The 16,881-nt window shown below is 68.0% G+C and carries 14 protein-coding genes and 1 rRNA gene; 7 read left to right on the forward strand and 8 right to left on the reverse strand.

Features of this window, described 5'->3' with window-relative positions:
• The 7 genes from PO78_RS15680 to PO78_RS15710 all read right to left on the reverse strand — a co-directional run bounded on the left by PO78_RS15680 (position 1) and on the right by PO78_RS15710 (position 6,744).
• Positions 1-1,908: a ribonuclease catalytic domain-containing protein gene (locus PO78_RS15680; RefSeq protein WP_012586061.1), complete on the reverse strand. Its 1,908-nt coding sequence runs from the start codon at positions 1,906-1,908 to the stop codon at positions 1-3.
• Between the two features lie 571 nt (positions 1,909-2,479).
• Entirely contained in the window at positions 2,480-3,358 is an 879-nt protein-coding gene (rarD, locus tag PO78_RS15685) for an EamA family transporter RarD (RefSeq protein WP_040829419.1), read from the reverse strand.
• A 201-nt stretch (positions 3,359-3,559) separates the two neighbouring features.
• Positions 3,560-4,429 (reverse strand): class I SAM-dependent methyltransferase, encoded by an 870-nt coding sequence (locus PO78_RS15690; RefSeq protein WP_012586059.1) that lies wholly within the window; start codon positions 4,427-4,429, stop codon positions 3,560-3,562.
• A gap of 25 nt (positions 4,430-4,454) precedes the next feature.
• Positions 4,455-5,042, reverse strand: coding sequence for a YqiA/YcfP family alpha/beta fold hydrolase (locus tag PO78_RS15695; protein WP_043745068.1), 588 nt, complete (start codon positions 5,040-5,042; stop codon positions 4,455-4,457).
• A 13-nt stretch (positions 5,043-5,055) separates the two neighbouring features.
• Positions 5,056-5,880: an undecaprenyl-diphosphate phosphatase gene (locus PO78_RS15700; RefSeq protein WP_004321679.1), complete on the reverse strand. Its 825-nt coding sequence runs from the start codon at positions 5,878-5,880 to the stop codon at positions 5,056-5,058.
• Between the two features lie 90 nt (positions 5,881-5,970).
• On the reverse strand, positions 5,971-6,225 hold the full coding sequence (locus PO78_RS15705) for a YkgJ family cysteine cluster protein (protein ID WP_004321677.1): 255 nt from the start codon (positions 6,223-6,225) through the stop codon (positions 5,971-5,973).
• Positions 6,226-6,228: 3 nt separating this feature from the next.
• On the reverse strand, positions 6,229-6,744 hold the full coding sequence (locus PO78_RS15710) for a DUF2478 domain-containing protein (RefSeq protein ID WP_004321676.1): 516 nt from the start codon (positions 6,742-6,744) through the stop codon (positions 6,229-6,231).
• Between the two features lie 203 nt (positions 6,745-6,947).
• Between PO78_RS15710 and hrpA the strand changes: the two genes are divergently transcribed.
• Complete coding sequence (gene hrpA, locus PO78_RS15715; protein WP_043745574.1) at positions 6,948-11,153, forward strand: ATP-dependent RNA helicase HrpA; 4,206 nt, start codon at positions 6,948-6,950, stop codon at positions 11,151-11,153.
• 79 nt (positions 11,154-11,232) lie between these two features.
• On the opposite strand, the gene PO78_RS15720 is transcribed toward hrpA, so the two are convergent.
• A complete protein-coding gene (locus PO78_RS15720; protein WP_004321671.1) occupies positions 11,233-11,565 on the reverse strand; it encodes a hypothetical protein in 333 nt (110 codons plus the stop codon).
• Between the two features lie 238 nt (positions 11,566-11,803).
• Between PO78_RS15720 and rpsF the strand changes: the two genes are divergently transcribed.
• The 6 genes from rpsF to PO78_RS15750 all read left to right on the forward strand — a co-directional run bounded on the left by rpsF (position 11,804) and on the right by PO78_RS15750 (position 16,880).
• Complete coding sequence (gene rpsF, locus PO78_RS15725) at positions 11,804-12,190, forward strand: 30S ribosomal protein S6 (protein WP_043745071.1); 387 nt, start codon at positions 11,804-11,806, stop codon at positions 12,188-12,190.
• Between the two features lie 43 nt (positions 12,191-12,233).
• Positions 12,234-12,506 (forward strand): primosomal replication protein N, encoded by a 273-nt coding sequence (priB, locus tag PO78_RS15730; protein WP_231570744.1) that lies wholly within the window; start codon positions 12,234-12,236, stop codon positions 12,504-12,506.
• A 2-nt stretch (positions 12,507-12,508) separates the two neighbouring features.
• Positions 12,509-12,784 (forward strand): 30S ribosomal protein S18, encoded by a 276-nt coding sequence (gene rpsR, locus PO78_RS15735; protein WP_002933051.1) that lies wholly within the window; start codon positions 12,509-12,511, stop codon positions 12,782-12,784.
• Positions 12,785-12,799: 15 nt separating this feature from the next.
• Positions 12,800-13,249 (forward strand): 50S ribosomal protein L9, encoded by a 450-nt coding sequence (gene rplI, locus PO78_RS15740; RefSeq protein ID WP_004321663.1) that lies wholly within the window; start codon positions 12,800-12,802, stop codon positions 13,247-13,249.
• 141 nt (positions 13,250-13,390) lie between these two features.
• On the forward strand, positions 13,391-14,791 hold the full coding sequence (gene dnaB, locus PO78_RS15745) for a replicative DNA helicase (RefSeq protein ID WP_040829426.1): 1,401 nt from the start codon (positions 13,391-13,393) through the stop codon (positions 14,789-14,791).
• 548 nt (positions 14,792-15,339) lie between these two features.
• Positions 15,340-16,880 (forward strand): 16S ribosomal RNA (locus tag PO78_RS15750).
• Position 16,881: the final 1 nt, after the last annotated feature.

Consider the following 16,881-nt stretch of genomic DNA (forward strand, 5'->3'; position numbering starts at 1 on the left):
TCACGCGAAACCGAAGCCGGCCTCGTCCACCGTCTCGGGATCGGGTTCGGCGAGCGTCTGTACGAAGCGCGCCTCCACCTCGACGTCGAGCAGGTCGGTGCGCTCGACGACGAGCTTGACCCGGCTGCCGGGCATCTGCAGCGGCATCGAGGGTACGCGGATCACCAGCGGAATCTCGGCGAGGCGCACCACGTTCTCGCGCAGCACCGTGGCCTCGACCTCGCCGCGGCCGTGCTGGCGCAGCCAGCGCAGGCACCAGTAGCGCTCCATGCCGCGCTGGAACTCGGCGTACTCGGCGTAGGTGAGCTCGAAGTCGCGCATCGCCGCCATCAGCTCGGCCGACTTGGGCGCGAACGCGGGCGGGGTGCCCTGCAGCACCGAGATGATCTGCCACTGGTTCACCAAGTCGACGTAGCGCCGCAGCGGCGAGCTCGACCACGCGTAGCAGTCCACCCCGAGGCCTTCGTGCGGCGCGGCGACCGTGGTCATGCGCACCTTGCCGCCGCCCTGGGCGCGATACAGGCCGGGGATGCCCGAGGTATCGAGCAGCTTTCCCCAGGTCATGTTGGCGTGGATCATCAGCTCGGCGACGAGCTTGTCCATCGGCGAGCCGCGCAGGCGCCGGCCGATGCTGACGCGTCCCGGGCCGTCCGCGGTCTCCTCGGTCCAGTCCACGCTGAAGCCGAAGTCGATGCGGTCCTCGTTGCCGGCGGCCTTGCCGCGTCCAGCCTCGAGCACGGTGGCGAGGTCCCACAGCAGGGTCAGCTCGCGCTTCCACTGGAAGTCGGGGCCGCCGTTGTGGACGGTGTCGTCGTTGAACACCGGCTCGATGTCGTGGTGGCGCAGGTTGGCCACGATCGGCACGAGTTCGACCCGGCTCTCCTGATGGACGATCGCCAGCCCCGGGGTGATGTCGAGGTAGAGCGACACCGCCGGACAGTCGCGGCCCTCGCCGAGGGTGAAGGTCTGCACGATCTCGTCGGGCAGCATGGTGATCTTGTTGCCCGGCATGTAGACGGTGGACAGGCGCCGGCGCGCGACCGCGTCGAGCGTCGAGCCGCGCGCGAAGCCGAGCGCGGGTGCGGCGATGTGGATGCCGATGCGCCAGCCGCCCTCGGCGCGCGGCGTCACCGAGAAGGCGTCGTCGATCTCGGTGGTGGAGGCGTCGTCGATCGAGAATGCGGCAACCTCGGCACGCGGCAGCGCGGTCGGCAGCACGGGGGGCTCGATGGCGGGGAAGGCGGTGCCTTCGGGGAAGTGCTCGAAGAGGAAGCGGTTGTAATGGAAGTCGTAGCTCGAGGCGAGCGCACCGCAGGCCAGCAGCAGGCGCGCGGCCGACAGCCCGCTGTCGACGCAGGCGGCTTCGAGCGCCTTGATCTCTGGGCGGTTGCGGTCGGGGCGGTAGAGCGCCTGCGGCAGCAGCGCGGCGAGCTCGGGCGGCAGGCGCCCGGCGACCAATTCGGCGCGCATGTGCTCGATCGCGGCGGCCTGCTGGCGCTTCTTCTCGAGGCCGGCGAGCGCGGCCTGGAGGATGTCGGCGGGGGCCTTGCGGAAGCGCCCGCGTCCCTTGCGGTGGAACCAGATCGGCGCCGAGTGCAGGCGCAGCAGCAGGGCGGCCGATTCGACCGCGTTCGGAACATGGCCGTGATATTCGGCGGCGAAGTCGGCGAAGGCGAACTCGTCGTCGCCGCACACTTCCCAGAGGAATTCGACGTCCAGGCCTTCGGCCTCGGCCTCGGCGCGCGCGAGCAGGTCGGAAGGCCCCGGCTCGCGGAACTCCATCAGCACATGGGCGCGCTTGAGCTTCACCCGCTTGCCGTGGGTGTTCTCGACCTGCAGCGTGGCGTCGTTATCGGCGAGGATGGTTCCGGCCTTGAAGGCCCCGTCCTCTTCATACAGCACGAACATCGGCATCCGCCTGAAGAAAGCAAGCGCGCTAGTTTACTGGATTCGGGCCGCCGGCCCTATCGCGGGGTGCGAATGAGGGGGCGATGCCGCGCGGGGGGCGATCCGGCGCGGCTCCGATCGGGGCTGGCACCGATTCGGTGCGGCTCCAGTGCGGTGCGGTTCGGCGTCGGCGTGGTTCGGAGTCGGTGCGGCTTCGATTCGGCCGCGGGGCCGGGGTGGCGGGGGCCGCCTGCACTCGCGGCCCCTCGCTGCGCTCGGGGCTTCCCGCGGTGGAGGACGCCGCGGGGGCGGCGACGCAAACTCGTCGCTGCGCGCCTCGGACATGCGTCGCCTTGTTTCCCCGGCGACGCCCTCCACCTCGGCGCTCCTGAAGTTGGCCCCCGCCATCCCCTGCCCCGCGGCCTCGCGCATTCGGGGCCGATCGCGCCGGCAGCGAGCCGTGGCACCGGGGTGCGCCGTAGGAGCGACGCAAGTCGCGATCCTGGCGGGGATGCGACCGCCGACGCTGCCATTGGGTGCCCCGTCGATCGGCGAGGCCGTCACCCGACGCGGCTGGCGCGCACCGCTTCCGTCAGCGGGCTCGCCGCGCCGTCCGCCGCCCGGCCCTGACCATGTCCGCGGAATACACCGCGAGCGCGAGCCAGATGAGCGCGAAGCCGACGAGCTGGGTGGTGTCGAAGGGCTCGCGGAAGAGCAGCACCGCGACCAGGAAATTGAGGCTGGGCGCGATGTACTGCAGGAAGCCGACCGTGGCCAGCGGCAGGCGGCGGGCGCCGACCGCGAACAGCATCAGCGGGATCGCGGTGATCACGCCGGTGAGCGGCAGCAGCCATTCGGCCGGGTTGCCGCTGCCGAAGGCGAGGCTGCCCTGGGCGTGCAGCCACAGCAGCCAGGCGAGCGCGAGGGGCGCGACGACGAGCGTCTCGATGAAGAGTCCGCCCACGGCGTCCACCGGGGCGCGCTTGCGCAGCAGGCCGTAGAGGCCGAAGGTGCCGGCGAGGAAGAGCGGGATCCACGGCAGGCTGCCGAGCTGCCAGACCCGCCAGGCCACGCCGGCGCAGGCGATGCCCACCGCGGCGGCCTGCAGCGGGCGCAGGCGTTCGCCGAGGAAGATCGCGCCGAGCGCCACGCTGACCAGCGGGTTGATGAAGTAGCCGAGGCTGGCCTCGAGCAGGCGCCCGGCGTCGATCGCCCAGATGAAGACCAGCCAGTTGCTGCTGGTGAGCAGCGAGGTGAGCGCGAGCAGGGCGAGCAGGCGGGGCTGCCGCAGCACGGCGCCCACGCGTTCGAAGCCGCCGGTGAAGCGCAGCGTGGCCAGCATCAGCGCGAGCAGCAGCGCCGACCACAGCACGCGGTGGGCGACGATCTCGAAGGGCGGCACGCTGCCGAGGGCGCGGAAGTAGAGCGGCGCCAGACCCCAGGTCACGAAGGCGGCGAGGGCGGCGAACATGCCCTGGCGCACGGCGCGGGTGTCGCCTTCGACTGCGGAAGCGGGGAGTGCCGCGGTCGGTGCGCGGGTTTGGAAGCGGGACAAGTCGGGATCCGGACGGGGCAGGGGGTGGAAGGAGGAAGGCGGGCGCGCCGGGAAATCGGCAGCGGGCCGCAGTGCGGCCCCCGGCCGCGCGGGCGGCAGGGCTCGGCCCGGGGGGGGTCAGCCCGGCCGGCGGGCGCTCGCCACCAGGGTCAGGGCCGGCACCAGGAAGCCGCCGCGGCCGTCGTCGCAGCGGTGATCGGCGAGGTCGTCCGCGACCGCCGCGCGCAGGTCCGCCTGGATGGGCTCGGGCAGGCGGCCGAGCGCCTCCGCGGCACCGCCGGCGAGGTCGAGGAAGGCCTGCCAGTAGGCTTCGGCGTCGGCGAAGTGGCAGGAGAAGGTGCAGGGGCGGATGTCGATGTCGTCGAAGCCGGCCGCCGCGAGCGTGGCGGACAGCACTTCCGCCTCGCCGTAGCGGAACACCGAGGGGCGCGACACCTTGGGCGGCGGCAGCAGGCGGGCGATGGTGTCCTGAGCGCGGTGGATCAGCGGCACGGACTCGCGCACGCCCCACACCGACAGTGCCACCCGTCCGCCGGGCATGAGCACGCGGTGCATTTCGGCGAGCGCGCGCTCGGGGTGCGGGAAGATGAACAGCGCCAGCCCGGCGAGCACGCGGTCCATGCTGGCGTCGGCGAGGCACAGCTGTTCGGCGTCGGCGGCGGCGAAGCACGGAGCGTCGGCGTGTTCGCCGCAGCGACGCGCGCCTTCGGCGAGCATGCCCTCGGCGATGTCGGTGGCGAGCACGCTGCCGCCGGGGGCGACGCGCAGCGCGGCCTGGCCGGCGAGCAGGCCGGGGCCGCTGGCGAGGTCGAGCACGCGCTGGCCGGGGGCGAGCGCGGCGGCCTCGAGCAGGGCTTCGGCGAGTTCGGCGCGCAGGTGGGCGCCTTCGGCGTAGCGCGCGGCGATGCGGTTGAAGCCGGCGCGCTCCATGGCCTTGAAGCGGCGGGCATCGAAGCCGGGTTGGGCGGGATCGGTGGGACGGCTCATCGGCGGCACTCCGTGTTCGGTCGGGTCAGGGGCGGGTATCGCCCAGCCCCGCATAGGCGAGCACCTCGTCCAGGTAGTCGTTCCAGCGCGAGAAGCCATGGTCGCCGCCTTCGAGCACGGTCTGGTGGGCACCAGCGTACTTGTCCACCGCGTGGCGGTAGTCGAGCACCTCGTCGCCGGTCTCCACCAGCAGCCAGAAGCGCTCCGGCCGGGTGATCGTCGGCACCTCGATCGCGCGCAGCTCGTCGATGTGGCCGCGGGTGAATTCGAAGCGCTCGCCGGTGTAGAGGTTGTCCTGCACGCCGACATAGGCCTCGAGCGAGAGCGGCGCGACCACGGCCGGATTGATCAGCACCGCGCGCAGGTCGTGGCGCTCGGCGAGCCAGGTGGCGTAGTAGCCACCGAGCGAGCTGCCGACCACGGTGGGCTCGAGGCCGGCGGCGCGGATGCGCGCGATCTCCGTTTCGGCGAGCGCGATCGCGGCGCGCGGCGACACCGGCAGCTGCGCGCACCAGAAGCGTTCGGCCAGGCCGCGCTCGACCATGCGTTCCTTCAGGGCGCGCGCCTTGATCGACGCCGGGGCGGAACGGAAGCCGTGCAGGTAGAGGATCATCGTGCTGCCTCGATCATGGCTCGGACCACTCGACCCAGCCGAAGTACCAGGTGGCGAGCACGAAGATGCCGAAGACGATGCGGTACCAGGCGAAGGCGACGAAGGTGTGGTTGGAGATGAACTTGATGAAGCTCTTCACCGCCCACATCGCGGCGACGAAGGAGGCGATGAAGCCGACCGCGAACACCGGCAGGTCTTCCACCCGCAGCAGCGCCCAGTTCTTGTACAGGTCGTAGGCGGTGGCGGCGAACATGGTCGGGATCGCCAGGAAGAAGGAGAACTCCGCCGCCGTCTTGCGCGACAGGCCGAAGATGACGCCGCCCATGATGGTCGCGCCCGAGCGCGAAGTGCCCGGGATCATCGCCAGCGCCTGGGCGAAGCCCACCTTGAGCGCGTCTGTCCAGCGCAGTTCATCCACCGAATTCAGGCGCGGGTGGTAGGCGCGCTTTTCCACGTAGAGGATGATCAGGCCGCCGACCACCAGCGCGGTGGCCACCGTGATCGGGTTGAACAGCAGGCCCTTGATGGTGGAGTGGAACATCAGCCCGAGCACCGCCGCGGGCAGGAAGCCGATGAACAGCAGCCCGACGAAGCGCTGCGCGCTCGGTTCGGTGGTGATCCCGCTCGCGACCTTGATCAGGCGCTCGCGATAGTCCCAGCACACGGCGAGGATGGCGGCGAGCTGGATGACGATCTTGAACACCTTGCTGGTGTCGTCGTTGTAGCCGAGCAGGTCGCCCAGGATGATGAGGTGGCCGGTGGAGGACACCGGGAGGAATTCGGTCAGGCCTTCGACGATGCCGAGGACGAGCGCGACGAGGAGGAGGGAGAGGTCCATGCGGCCGGGCTGGAAGTGGGGGAAGGGTGGAGGGATCGGAGGCCGGATTATAGCCGGCGGGATGTTGCACTGCGGGGTAGGTTTGCCCGCTCAGGTCGCCGTCATCGCTTCGAGGGTGGCGAGAAAAAGCAGGGCATGCTCGCGGTCGGTGCCGCACATCTCGGCGCCGGGGCGCAGGCTGGCGCACACCGCCGGCCGACGCGGGTCGCCGAACAGGCGGCAGTGCCCGGCCTCGTCGAGCTGCGCGCAGCGCACACCCGCGGGTTTGCCGTGCGGCATGCCGGGGATGGGCGAGGAGATCGAGGGCGCGATGCAGCAGGCGGCGCAGCCGGGGCGGCAGTCCATGCCTCAGCCTGCCCGTGGCGCCGACCACCAGGCGAGGATGGCGTCGAGCGTGGGTTCGAGCAGCACGCCCTCGCCGCCGGTGAATTCCTTCCACTCGGGGAGGAAGCGCTCGCCTACCGCCGTGAGCAGGGGTACGCCGGCCACGACCGTCTCGGCCATTTCGTCGCGCAGGCCGGCGCCCGACACTTCCTGCGCGCCGAACTTGTTGATGATGACGAGCTCGACGCCGCGTTCGATCGCGCCGCGCACCGCCATCGAGCCTTGCGCGAGCGCGTCCGGGTCGACCCGGCAGGAGATCGAGCCGCGGCCGAGCTCCTGCGACAGCGGGATGCTCTCGCCGGTCTCCAGGTTCTCGAGCTGCATCGCGCAGGGGTCCTCGATCACCGTGGCGATGTCGTGCTGCAGCACGCCGCCCAGGCGCACGCCACGCTCGCCCAGGGCGCGCGCGGCGCGGGCGAGCAGGGCCTCGATGTTGTCGGTGGGCTTGTAGACGACGGCGGCGATGGCGTGTGCGGGCATGGTCGGGCTCGGCGGGCGGCTCGTTCGTGGATGGGCGTCATTGTCGCACTGCGGCGCCTACAAGGCGAAGATGCGGGAGATAATGCGCGGCTCGACGAAGCCGAAACGGATCCATGAGGGCTGAACACAAGGGCGCGCGCCGCCCGTCCGCGCTGCCGAACTTCGATGACTGTCTGAGCGGCGACCGCCCGCGCCTGCGCCGCATGGCGCGCGACCTCTCCCACCCGCCACGCGCGGACGAGCGCGCCACGGCGCAGCGCCTGCGCCTGCAGGCGGACTTCGATGCCCTGCTCGAACGCTCGCGCGCCGCGCTGCGCGCACGCCGCGCCGCCTTGCCGGTGCCGGACTTCCCGCCCGAGCTGCCAGTGTCCGGGCGCCGCGACGAGATCGCCACGGCCCTCGCCGCCCACCAGGTCATCATCGTGTGCGGCGAGACCGGCTCGGGCAAGACCACCCAGCTGCCGAAGATCGCGATGACGCTCGGCCGCGGCGTCGCCGGCCTCATCGGCCACACCCAGCCGCGTCGCCTGGCCGCACGCGCCACCGCGAGCCGCATCGCGCAGGAGCTCAAGAGCCCGCTCGGCGAGGTCGTGGGCTACAAGATCCGCTTCACCGACAAGACCGGCGAGCGCAGCCACGTCAAGCTGATGACCGACGGCATCCTGCTCGCCGAGACCCAGACCGACCCGCTGCTCGCCGCCTACGACACGCTGATCATCGACGAGGCGCACGAGCGCAGCCTCAACATCGATTTCCTGCTCGGCTACCTGAAGACCCTGCTGCCACGCCGGCCGGATCTGAAGGTGGTGGTGACCTCGGCGACGCTGGATGCCGAGCGTTTCGCCCGGCACTTTGCCGATGCCGCGGGCAAGCCGGCGCCGGTGATCGAGGTGTCGGGCCGGTTGTATCCGATCGAGATGCGCTACCGGCCGGTGGAGAGCGAGGAGATTGACCCTGCCGCGGCCGCGCGCAGCGCCGCCAAGGGTGGCAGGGAGGCCGCCAAGGACAGGAGCCGCGACCTCATGGACGCGCTGGTCGATGCGGTCGACGAGGCCCAGCGCTGCGGCCCGGGTGACGTGCTGGTTTTCCTGCCCGGCGAGCGCGAGATCCGCGAGGCCGCCGAGGCGCTGCGCAAGGCTCACCACCTGCCCGGCACCGAGATCCTGCCGCTGTTCGCGCGCCAGTCGGCGCAGGAGCAAGCGCGCGTGTTCTCGGCCTCCAACGGCCGCCGGGTGGTGCTGTCGACCAACGTCGCCGAGACCTCGCTGACCGTGCCGGGCATCCGCTACGTGGTCGACACCGGACTCGCGCGCATCAAGCGCTACTCGCCGCGCAACAAGGTCGAGCAGCTGCAGGTCGAGAAGATCGCCCGGTCGGCCGCGCAGCAGCGCGCCGGGCGCTGCGGTCGTGTCATGGACGGCATCTGCATCCGCCTCTACGACGAGGACGACTTCAACCGCCGCCCGGCGCACACCGATCCCGAGATCCTGCGGTCGTCGCTCGCCGGCGTGATCCTGCGCATGAAGGCCCTGAAGCTCGGCGCGGTGGAGGACTTCCCCTTCATCGACGCGCCCGGCGCGCGCCTGATCGGCGACGGCTACGCGCTGCTGGCCGAGTTGGGCGCGGTCAGCGACGACGATGAACGCAAGCTCACCCCGACCGGCGTCGAGCTCGCCAAGCTGCCGCTCGACCCGCGCATCGGCCGCATGATCCTGGCCGCGCGCGACCGTGGCGCGCTCGCCGAGTTGCTGGTGATCGCCGCCGCGCTGTCGGTGCAGGACCCGCGCGAGCGCCCGCAGGACAGCCCGGGTGCCGCCGACCAGGCGCACGCCAGGTTCCGCGGCGGGGAGCAGGATCAGAAGTCCGAGTTCCTGTGGTACTGGCACCTGTGGAAGGCCTGGGACGAGGTCCAGCGCCACGAGTCCTCCAGCAAGCAGAAGGCCTGGTGCAAGAAGCACTTCCTCAACTACATGCGCATGCGCGAGTGGCGCGATGTGTTCGCCCAGCTCCACACCCTGTGCGCCGAGCACGGCTGGAAGGAGAACGAACAGCCGGCGAACTACGAGGCGATCCACAAGGCGCTGCTCGCCGGGCTGCTCGGCAACATCGGCTGCAAGGTCGAGGATGCCTCGGGGCCGCAGGCCGGCGCCTACCTCGGCGCGCGCGGGATCAAGTTCTGGCCGCACCCGGGCTCCGCGCTGGCGAAGAAGGCCGGAAAGTGGATCATGGCCGCCGAGCAGGTCGAGACCAGCCGCTTGTTCGGGCGCTGCATCGCGCGCATCGAGCCGGAGTGGGTGGAGGAGGTCGGCGGCCACCTGATCAAGCGCCAGGTGTTCGAGCCGCACTGGTCGAAGGCGTCCGGCGCGGTGCGCGCCTGGGAGCGCGGCACGCTGTACGGACTGGTGATCTATCCGCGCCGCGGCGTGGCCTATCGCGACATCGACCCCGCGCTGTGCCGCGAGCTCTTCATCCGCGAGGGCCTGGTGCAGGGCGAGATCGCCGAGGGGCCGGCGCGCGCGATGGCCTTCCTCGCCCATAACCAGCGCCTGGTGGCGGAGATCGAGCGCCTCGAGCACAAGTCGCGCCGCCCCGACGTGCTGGTGGACGAGACCCTGATCGAGGCCTTCTACGACAGCAAGCTCCCCGCGGAGGTCTGCGACCTGGCGGGGCTGGAGGCGTGGCGCAAGCCGGCGGAGAAGGCCGAGCCCAAGCTGCTGCATCTGTCGCGCGAGCAACTGATGCGCCACGACGCGGAAGGGGTGACCACCGACCGTTTCCCGCCGACGCTGGAGGTGCTCGGGCAGAAGTTGAAGCTCGCCTATCTGCACCAGCCTGGCGAGGCCGACGACGGCGTGACGCTCGCGGTGCCGCTTGCCATGCTCAACCAGATCCCCGCCAACCGCTGCGAGTGGCTGGTGCCGGGACTGCTCGAAGAGAAGGTTGCGGCGCTGATGAAGACCGTGCCGCAGAAGCACCGCCACCGCCTGCAGCCGGTGGCCGAGAGCGCGGCGGCCTTCATGGCGGTCTTCGAGGCCGGCGAGTTCGACACCGACGAGCCGCTGCTGAAGATGCTGCAACGCTTCGTGGAGGAGCGCGTGCAGTTGAAGCTGCCGCTGGAGAGCTTCCGCCCGGAGAACCTGAAGCCGCACTGCTTCATGAACTTCCGCGTGATCGACGAGCACGGCCGCTTGATGGGGCAGTCGCGCAACCTGATGGAGCTGCGTGCGCGCTTCCGCGAGCAGGTGGCGGCGCGCTTCTCGGCGGCGAAGATCGGCGGCGCGCTCGCGGGGGCGCTGTCGGTGGTGGGCGTCGGGGGCGCGGGTGGTGGCCAAGGCGTCGGTGCCGGCGGAGCGGGCGTCAGCGCGCGGGGGGGCGGATCCGACTCCGTTGCGGGCGAGGTCGCCGGCCGTGCGCGCTCCGGCGCGGATGCGCGTGATGCCGCGGCGGATGTGGGTGGCCGTGCCGGGGCGGGGCAGCCGGGGGGCAAAGGGAGCGGCAAGGCGGCGGGCGACCCGGCAGGCCGGAGCGCTGCGCCTGCCGAACTCCCGGCGCAGGTGCTGTCCGGCTTCACTGCGTGGACTTTCGGCGCCCTGCCCGAGTTGCTCGAGGTGCGCGTCGCCGGCCGTGAGGTGATCGGTTTTCCTGCGCTGCACGACGACGGCGACAGCGTCTCGTTACGCCCCCACGACACGCCCGAGGAGGCGTCGCGCGTGCATCGCCGCGGCCTCGCCCGCCTGTTCGCGCTCAACCTCAAGGACCAGGTGCGCGCGGTCGAGCGTCTGCCCGGCTTGCGCGAGCTCGCGCTGCAGTACATGGGCTTCGGCACCGAGGCCGAGCTGAAGGCGCGCCTGATCGAGGCGACGCTGGGCCGCTGCTGCCTGCTCGAGCCTTTGCCTACGGATGCCGACGCGTTCGCGAAGCGCTGCGCCGAGGCCAAGTCGCGGGTGAGCCTGGTTGCGCAGGAGTTCATGCGCCTGACCGGCCAGCTGCTGGTCGAGCATGCGGCGCTGCAGAAGCGCCTGTCCGGGCTGAAGACCTTTCCCGAGGTGGTGGCTGATATCCAGGGCCAGCTCGGTGCGCTGCTGCCGAAGGACTTCCTCGTCGCCTTCGAGTGGGACAAGCTGGCGCACTTCGCACGCTATCTCAAGGGTGCCGCGGTGCGGCTCGACAAACTCCGCAACAATCCGGCGCGCGACGCCCAGGCCATGGCGGAGTGGAAGCAGCTCGCCCAGGCCTGGGAGCGCGAGCGCCTCGCCCGCCGGCGCGCGGGCGTGGAAGATCCGGCGCTGGAAGAGTTCCGCTGGCTGCTGGAGGAGTTGCGCGTGGGCTTGTACGCGCAGGAGCTTAGGACGCCGATGCCGGTGTCGGTGAAGCGTCTGCAGAAGATCTGGGAGAGCCGGCCGCGCTGAGTCGCGCGACCGGCTCGGCCGGGCGTGCCGTCAGGGGAGTGAGGCCGCGCCCTGCGAACGGGGATGGAGCGGGGGGTGTTCAGCGCAGCGGGATCACCAGCGGCGGGATATCCACGCCGATGACCACGGCGGGCGAGCGGCTGTAGCTGTAAGAGCGGTAGGGGCGCTCGTAGTAGTGGTTGTGGATCTCCGCCTCGCGGTAGTAGCGCGGGCGTTCACGGATGATGACCTTCTCGCGATACACCGTGCGCTCGTCCCAGTGGCGGCGATGATCGTGCTTGTAGTGGTGCTTGTGGTGGCCCCAGCGCGGGCCGCGGTCGTCCCGGTCGGCGTAGGCGGCAGGCGCGGCAGCGGCGAGGACGCTGCCGCAGAGCAGGGCGGTGGCGATCTTGCGGGTCAGGGTCGTGTTCATGGTCTGCCTCGTTCGATTTCTTCGTTGCAGGGCAGGGCCCCGGTGATCCGGATACTAGGCGAGGCGGACGCCACGAGGCAGTCGCAGAGTGTAAGCGGGCTTTTGCAACCGCGCTCCCGACTTCCGGGCTTCTTCAGTGTCTTTGATTTTCCGGGTTTTCTTGTTAGACTGGCGAGCTTCCCTTGCTCCACCGGACCGCATGCCGGGGGGCTGCAACAACCAACCGCAAGGAGTTTGCATGCGACATTATGAAATCGTCTTCATCGTGCACCCGGACCAGTCCGAGCAGGTGCCGGCGATGGTCGAGCGCTACAAGTCCATCGTGACCACCCGCAACGGCCAGATCCACCGCCTGGAAGACTGGGGGCGTCGTCAGATGGCCTACCCGATCCAGAAAGTGCACAAGGCCCACTACGTGCTGATGAACATCGAGTGCGACGGCGAGACGCTGGCCGAACTCGAGCACTCGTTCAAGTTCAACGACGCCGTGCTGCGTCACCTCACCATCAAGATGAAGAAGGCCGTCACCACGCCTTCGCCGATGATGAAGGAAGAGAAGTCGCGCTCGATGAACATCGGTGCCGACGACGCCAAGCCGGCCGACGGCGAAGCCGCTGCCGCCTGAGTTGCCTGAGCCGGGTCTGAACGAACTGCGCCTCGATGCGCGCGTGGCCGAAGTGCTGCCGCTGCGTCGAACCCCTGCCGGAATACCGGTCGCCAGCTGTGTGCTGGCGCACGAATCGAAACAAGTCGAAGCGGGCCTGACCCGCGAGGTTTCGGTGGAAGTGCAGGCGGTGGCGCTGGGCGATCTGGCGGCGGTGCTGGCTGTGGCGGTTCCCGGGAGTGCGCTGCGCGCCACCGGATTCCTCGCCGCGAAGAGCCTGCGCAGCCGAACTCCGGTTCTGCACCTGAACACAATCGAATTTCTCGAAGGAAACTGAAAATGGCCTTCAAGCCCAAATCCAAGTTCAAGAAGAAGGACGATCGCGGCGGTCGTGGTCTGTTCAAGCGTCGCAAGTTCTGCCGCTTCACCGCGGAGAAGATCGAGGAAGTCGACTACAAGGATGTGGACATCCTCAAGGACTTCATCACCGAAAACGCCAAGATCATGCCGGCGCGCATCACCGGCACCAAGGCGGGTTACCAGCGTCAGCTGTCGGTCGCGGTCAAGCGCGCCCGCTTCCTGGCCCTGATGCCTTACACCGACCTGCACCAGTAAGAGGAGAACGAACCCATGCAGATCATTCTTCTCGAGAAAGTCGTGAACCTCGGTGGTCTCGGCGACGTCGTCAAGGTCAAGGACGGCTACGCCCGCAACTTCCTGATCCCGCAGGGCAAGGCGAAGCGCGCGACCCAGGCCAATCTGGCCGAGTTCGAAGCGCGTCGTGCCGAGCTCGAGCGCGTCCAGGCCGAAAAGCTGGCTGCGGCCCAGGAGCTGGCGGGCAAGCTCGAAGGCGTCAGCGTCGAAGTTGCTCGCAAGGCGGGCATGGACGGCCGTCTGTTCGGCTCGGTCGGCAATGCCGACATCTCCGAGGCGCTCGCCGCCAAGGGCTTCGACATCGAGCGTTCCGCCATCCGCATGCCGGACGGCCCGCTCAAGCAGGTCGGCGAGACCCAGCTTGAAGTGTCGCTGCACGCCGACGTGCTCGCGAACATCACCGTCGTGGTGGCTGCCGAGCAGTAATCGCGATCTGTACGTGCATCACGAAGAGGGCTGCCGCTGGCAGCCCTTTTTGTTTCCTGCGCCCCTGCGGCGCGTTCCCTTCGCCAACGTCTCGCGGTCCGGCTCGCTACAATGTGCGGTCCGGCCCCGATGGTGCATCCGATGAGTTCCGCGTCTTCCCGTTTCTCCGATTTCTCCGCCGATCCGCAGCTCGCGCAGATCAAGCTGCCGCCGCACTCGCTGGAGGCCGAGCAGTCGCTGATCGGCGGCATCCTGCTCGACAACCAGGCTTGGGAGCGTGTCGCCGACCTGGTGAACGAGGCCGATTTCTATCGCGACGACCACCGCCGCATCTACCGCCACATCACCAAGCTGATCGACCAGGGGCGTCCGGCGGATGCGGTCACCGTGTTCGAGTCGCTGGAGAAGAACGGCGAGGCCGAGCAGGCCGGCGGTCTCGCCTACATCGCCGAGCTCGCCAACAACACGCCGTCGGCGGCGAACATCCGGCGCTACGCAGAGATCGTCCGCGAGCGCGCGATCCTGCGCAAGCTCGTGGCGGTGGGAGACGAGATCGCTGCTAGCGCGCTCAGTCCGTCGGGCAAGGACGCCAAGGCGCTGCTCGACGAGGCCGAGGCCAAGGTCTTCGAGATCGCCGAGGCCGGCGCGCGCCACGCCAGCGGTTTCGTCTCGATCCAGCCAATCCTCAAGCAGGTCGTGGATCGCGTGCAGGAACTCTACGATCGCGACAACCCCTCCGAGGTCACCGGCGTGCCGACCGGCCTGGTCGACCTCGACGAGAAGACCTCCGGCCTGCAGCCGTCCGACATGATCATCGTCGCCGGCCGTCCGGCGATGGGCAAGACCACCTTCGCGCTCAACCTTGCCGAGCACATCGCGATCGAGCAGCGCCTGCCGGTTGCGATCTTCTCGATGGAGATGCCGGGCACGCAGCTCGCGACTCGCTTCATCTCCTCGGTGGGTCGCATCGACATGCAGAAGATCCGCAGTGGACGCCTGACCGACGACGACTGGCAGCGTCTGACCATGGCGATGGGCAAGCTCTACGATGCGCCGCTCTACATCGACGAGACGCCCGGCCTCAACCCGATCGACCTGCGCGCCCGTGCGCGTCGCCTGGCGCGCCAGTGCGGCAGGCTCGGTCTGATCGTGATCGACTACCTGCAGCTGATGAGCGGCACGCGCGAGGGCGACAACCGTGCCTCCGAGCTGTCCGAAATCTCGCGTTCGGTAAAGTCGCTGGCCAAGGAGTTGAACGTGCCGATCATGGCGCTTTCCCAGCTCAACCGCAGCCTCGAGCAGCGTCCCAACAAGCGCCCGGTGATGTCCGATCTGCGCGAGTCCGGTGCCATCGAGCAGGACGCGGACATCATCATGTTCATCTATCGCGACGAGGTCTACAACCCTGATTCGCCCGACAAGGGGACGGCCGAACTGATCATCGGCAAGCATCGTAACGGTCCCACCGGCACCGTGCGCCTCACCTTCATCGGGGAGAATACGCGCTTCGAGAACTACGCCGCCGCCCCCGGCATGTACTGAGCCCTATCTCAGGATGGTCGCGATTTTGCGGTTTGCGCAGGAAGGTCGGCGGTCGTCACCGAGCGATTGTTCCTGCGTCGGGTCCTGCGGGAGATCTGTAGAGACGCTGGCGCCAGGGGTGTGTTGTGCTCGGTGATCGGCCCCGGGGTCCCGTCGGCGTTGCTCGCATGCTTCCATCGGAATCTTTGTTGTTTTTTCTTGACGTCAGGATTTGGTTGTCTATAATGCGCACCTCTTCCAGCGCAGCGGTGCTTGAGTTCAGGCGCAGCGGGGCGGGAAGGGAGAGGCAGTCGGGTGTTGCGGGTCTTGTTGTTCCGTGTTTTTGGCGGGGCGGCGCAAAAAAAGATTCGCGAGATGCTTGACAGGGTGATGTAGGTTCTACATAATCTCGCTTCTTCGCTGCGGCAGCGCAGCGATTCTTTAAAAACTTGGACAACCGATAAGTGTGGGTGCTTGGTTGTTGTGGTCGGCGACTTTGGTCGCACAGGTATCACAATGATTGGTGCTCATGCTGATGTAAGTCAGTATTTTGAGTGCTTTGCTGGATTGAACTTAAGAGTTTGATCCTGGCTCAGATTGAACGCTGGCGGCATGCTTTACACATGCAAGTCGAACGGCAGCGGGGGCTTCGGCCTGCCGGCGAGTGGCGAACGGGTGAGTAATGCATCGGAACGTGCCCATGTCGTGGGGGATAACGTAGCGAAAGCTACGCTAATACCGCATACGCCCTGAGGGGGAAAGCGGGGGATTCTTCGGAACCTCGCGCGATTGGAGCGGCCGATGTCGGATTAGCTAGTAGGTGAGGTAAAGGCTCACCTAGGCGACGATCCGTAGCGGGTCTGAGAGGATGATCCGCCACACTGGGACTGAGACACGGCCCAGACTCCTACGGGAGGCAGCAGTGGGGAATTTTGGACAATGGGCGCAAGCCTGATCCAGCCATGCCGCGTGAGTGAAGAAGGCCTTCGGGTTGTAAAGCTCTTTCGGCCGGGAAGAAATCGTGGTCTCTAACATAGGCCATGGATGACGGTACCGGACTAAGAAGCACCGGCTAACTACGTGCCAGCAGCCGCGGTAAATACGTAGGGTGCGAGCGTTAATCGGAATTACTGGGCGTAAAGCGTGCGCAGGCGGTTTTGTAAGACAGATGTGAAATCCCCGGGCTTAACCTGGGAACTGCGTTTGTGACTGCAAGGCTAGAGTACGGCAGAGGGGGGTGGAATTCCTGGTGTAGCAGTGAAATGCGTAGAGATCAGGAGGAACACCGATGGCGAAGGCAGCCCCCTGGGCCTGTACTGACGCTCATGCACGAAAGCGTGGGGAGCAAACAGGATTAGATACCCTGGTAGTCCACGCCCTAAACGATGTCGACTAGTCGTTCGGAGCAGCAATGCACTGAGTGACGCAGCTAACGCGTGAAGTCGACCGCCTGGGGAGTACGGCCGCAAGGTTAAAACTCAAAGGAATTGACGGGGACCCGCACAAGCGGTGGATGATGTGGATTAATTCGATGCAACGCGAAAAACCTTACCTACCCTTGACATGTCTGGAACCTTGCTGAGAGGCGAGGGTGCCTTCGGGAGCCAGAACACAGGTGCTGCATGGCTGTCGTCAGCTCGTGTCGTGAGATGTTGGGTTAAGTCCCGCAACGAGCGCAACCCTTGTCACTAGTTGCCATCATTTGGTTGGGCACTCTAGTGAGACTGCCGGTGACAAACCGGAGGAAGGTGGGGATGACGTCAAGTCCTCATGGCCCTTATGGGTAGGGCTTCCACACGTCATACAATGGTCGGTACAGAGGGTTGCCAAGCCGCGAGGTGGAGCCAATCCCTTAAAGCCGATCGTAGTCCGGATCGTAGTCTGCAACTCGACTACGTGAAGTCGGAATCGCTAGTAATCGCAGATCAGCATGCTGCGGTGAATACGTTCCCGGGTCTTGTACACACCGCCCGTCACACCATGGGAGTGGGTTTCACCAGAAGTAGGTAGCTTAACCTTCGGGAGGGCGCTTACCACGGTGAGATTCATGACTGGGGTGAAGTCGTAACAAGGTAGCCGTATCGGAAGGTGCGGCTGGATCACCTCCTTTC

The sequence above is a fragment of the Thauera sp. SWB20 genome (assembly GCF_000831325.1).
Taxonomy (GTDB): domain Bacteria; phylum Pseudomonadota; class Gammaproteobacteria; order Burkholderiales; family Rhodocyclaceae; genus Thauera; species Thauera aminoaromatica.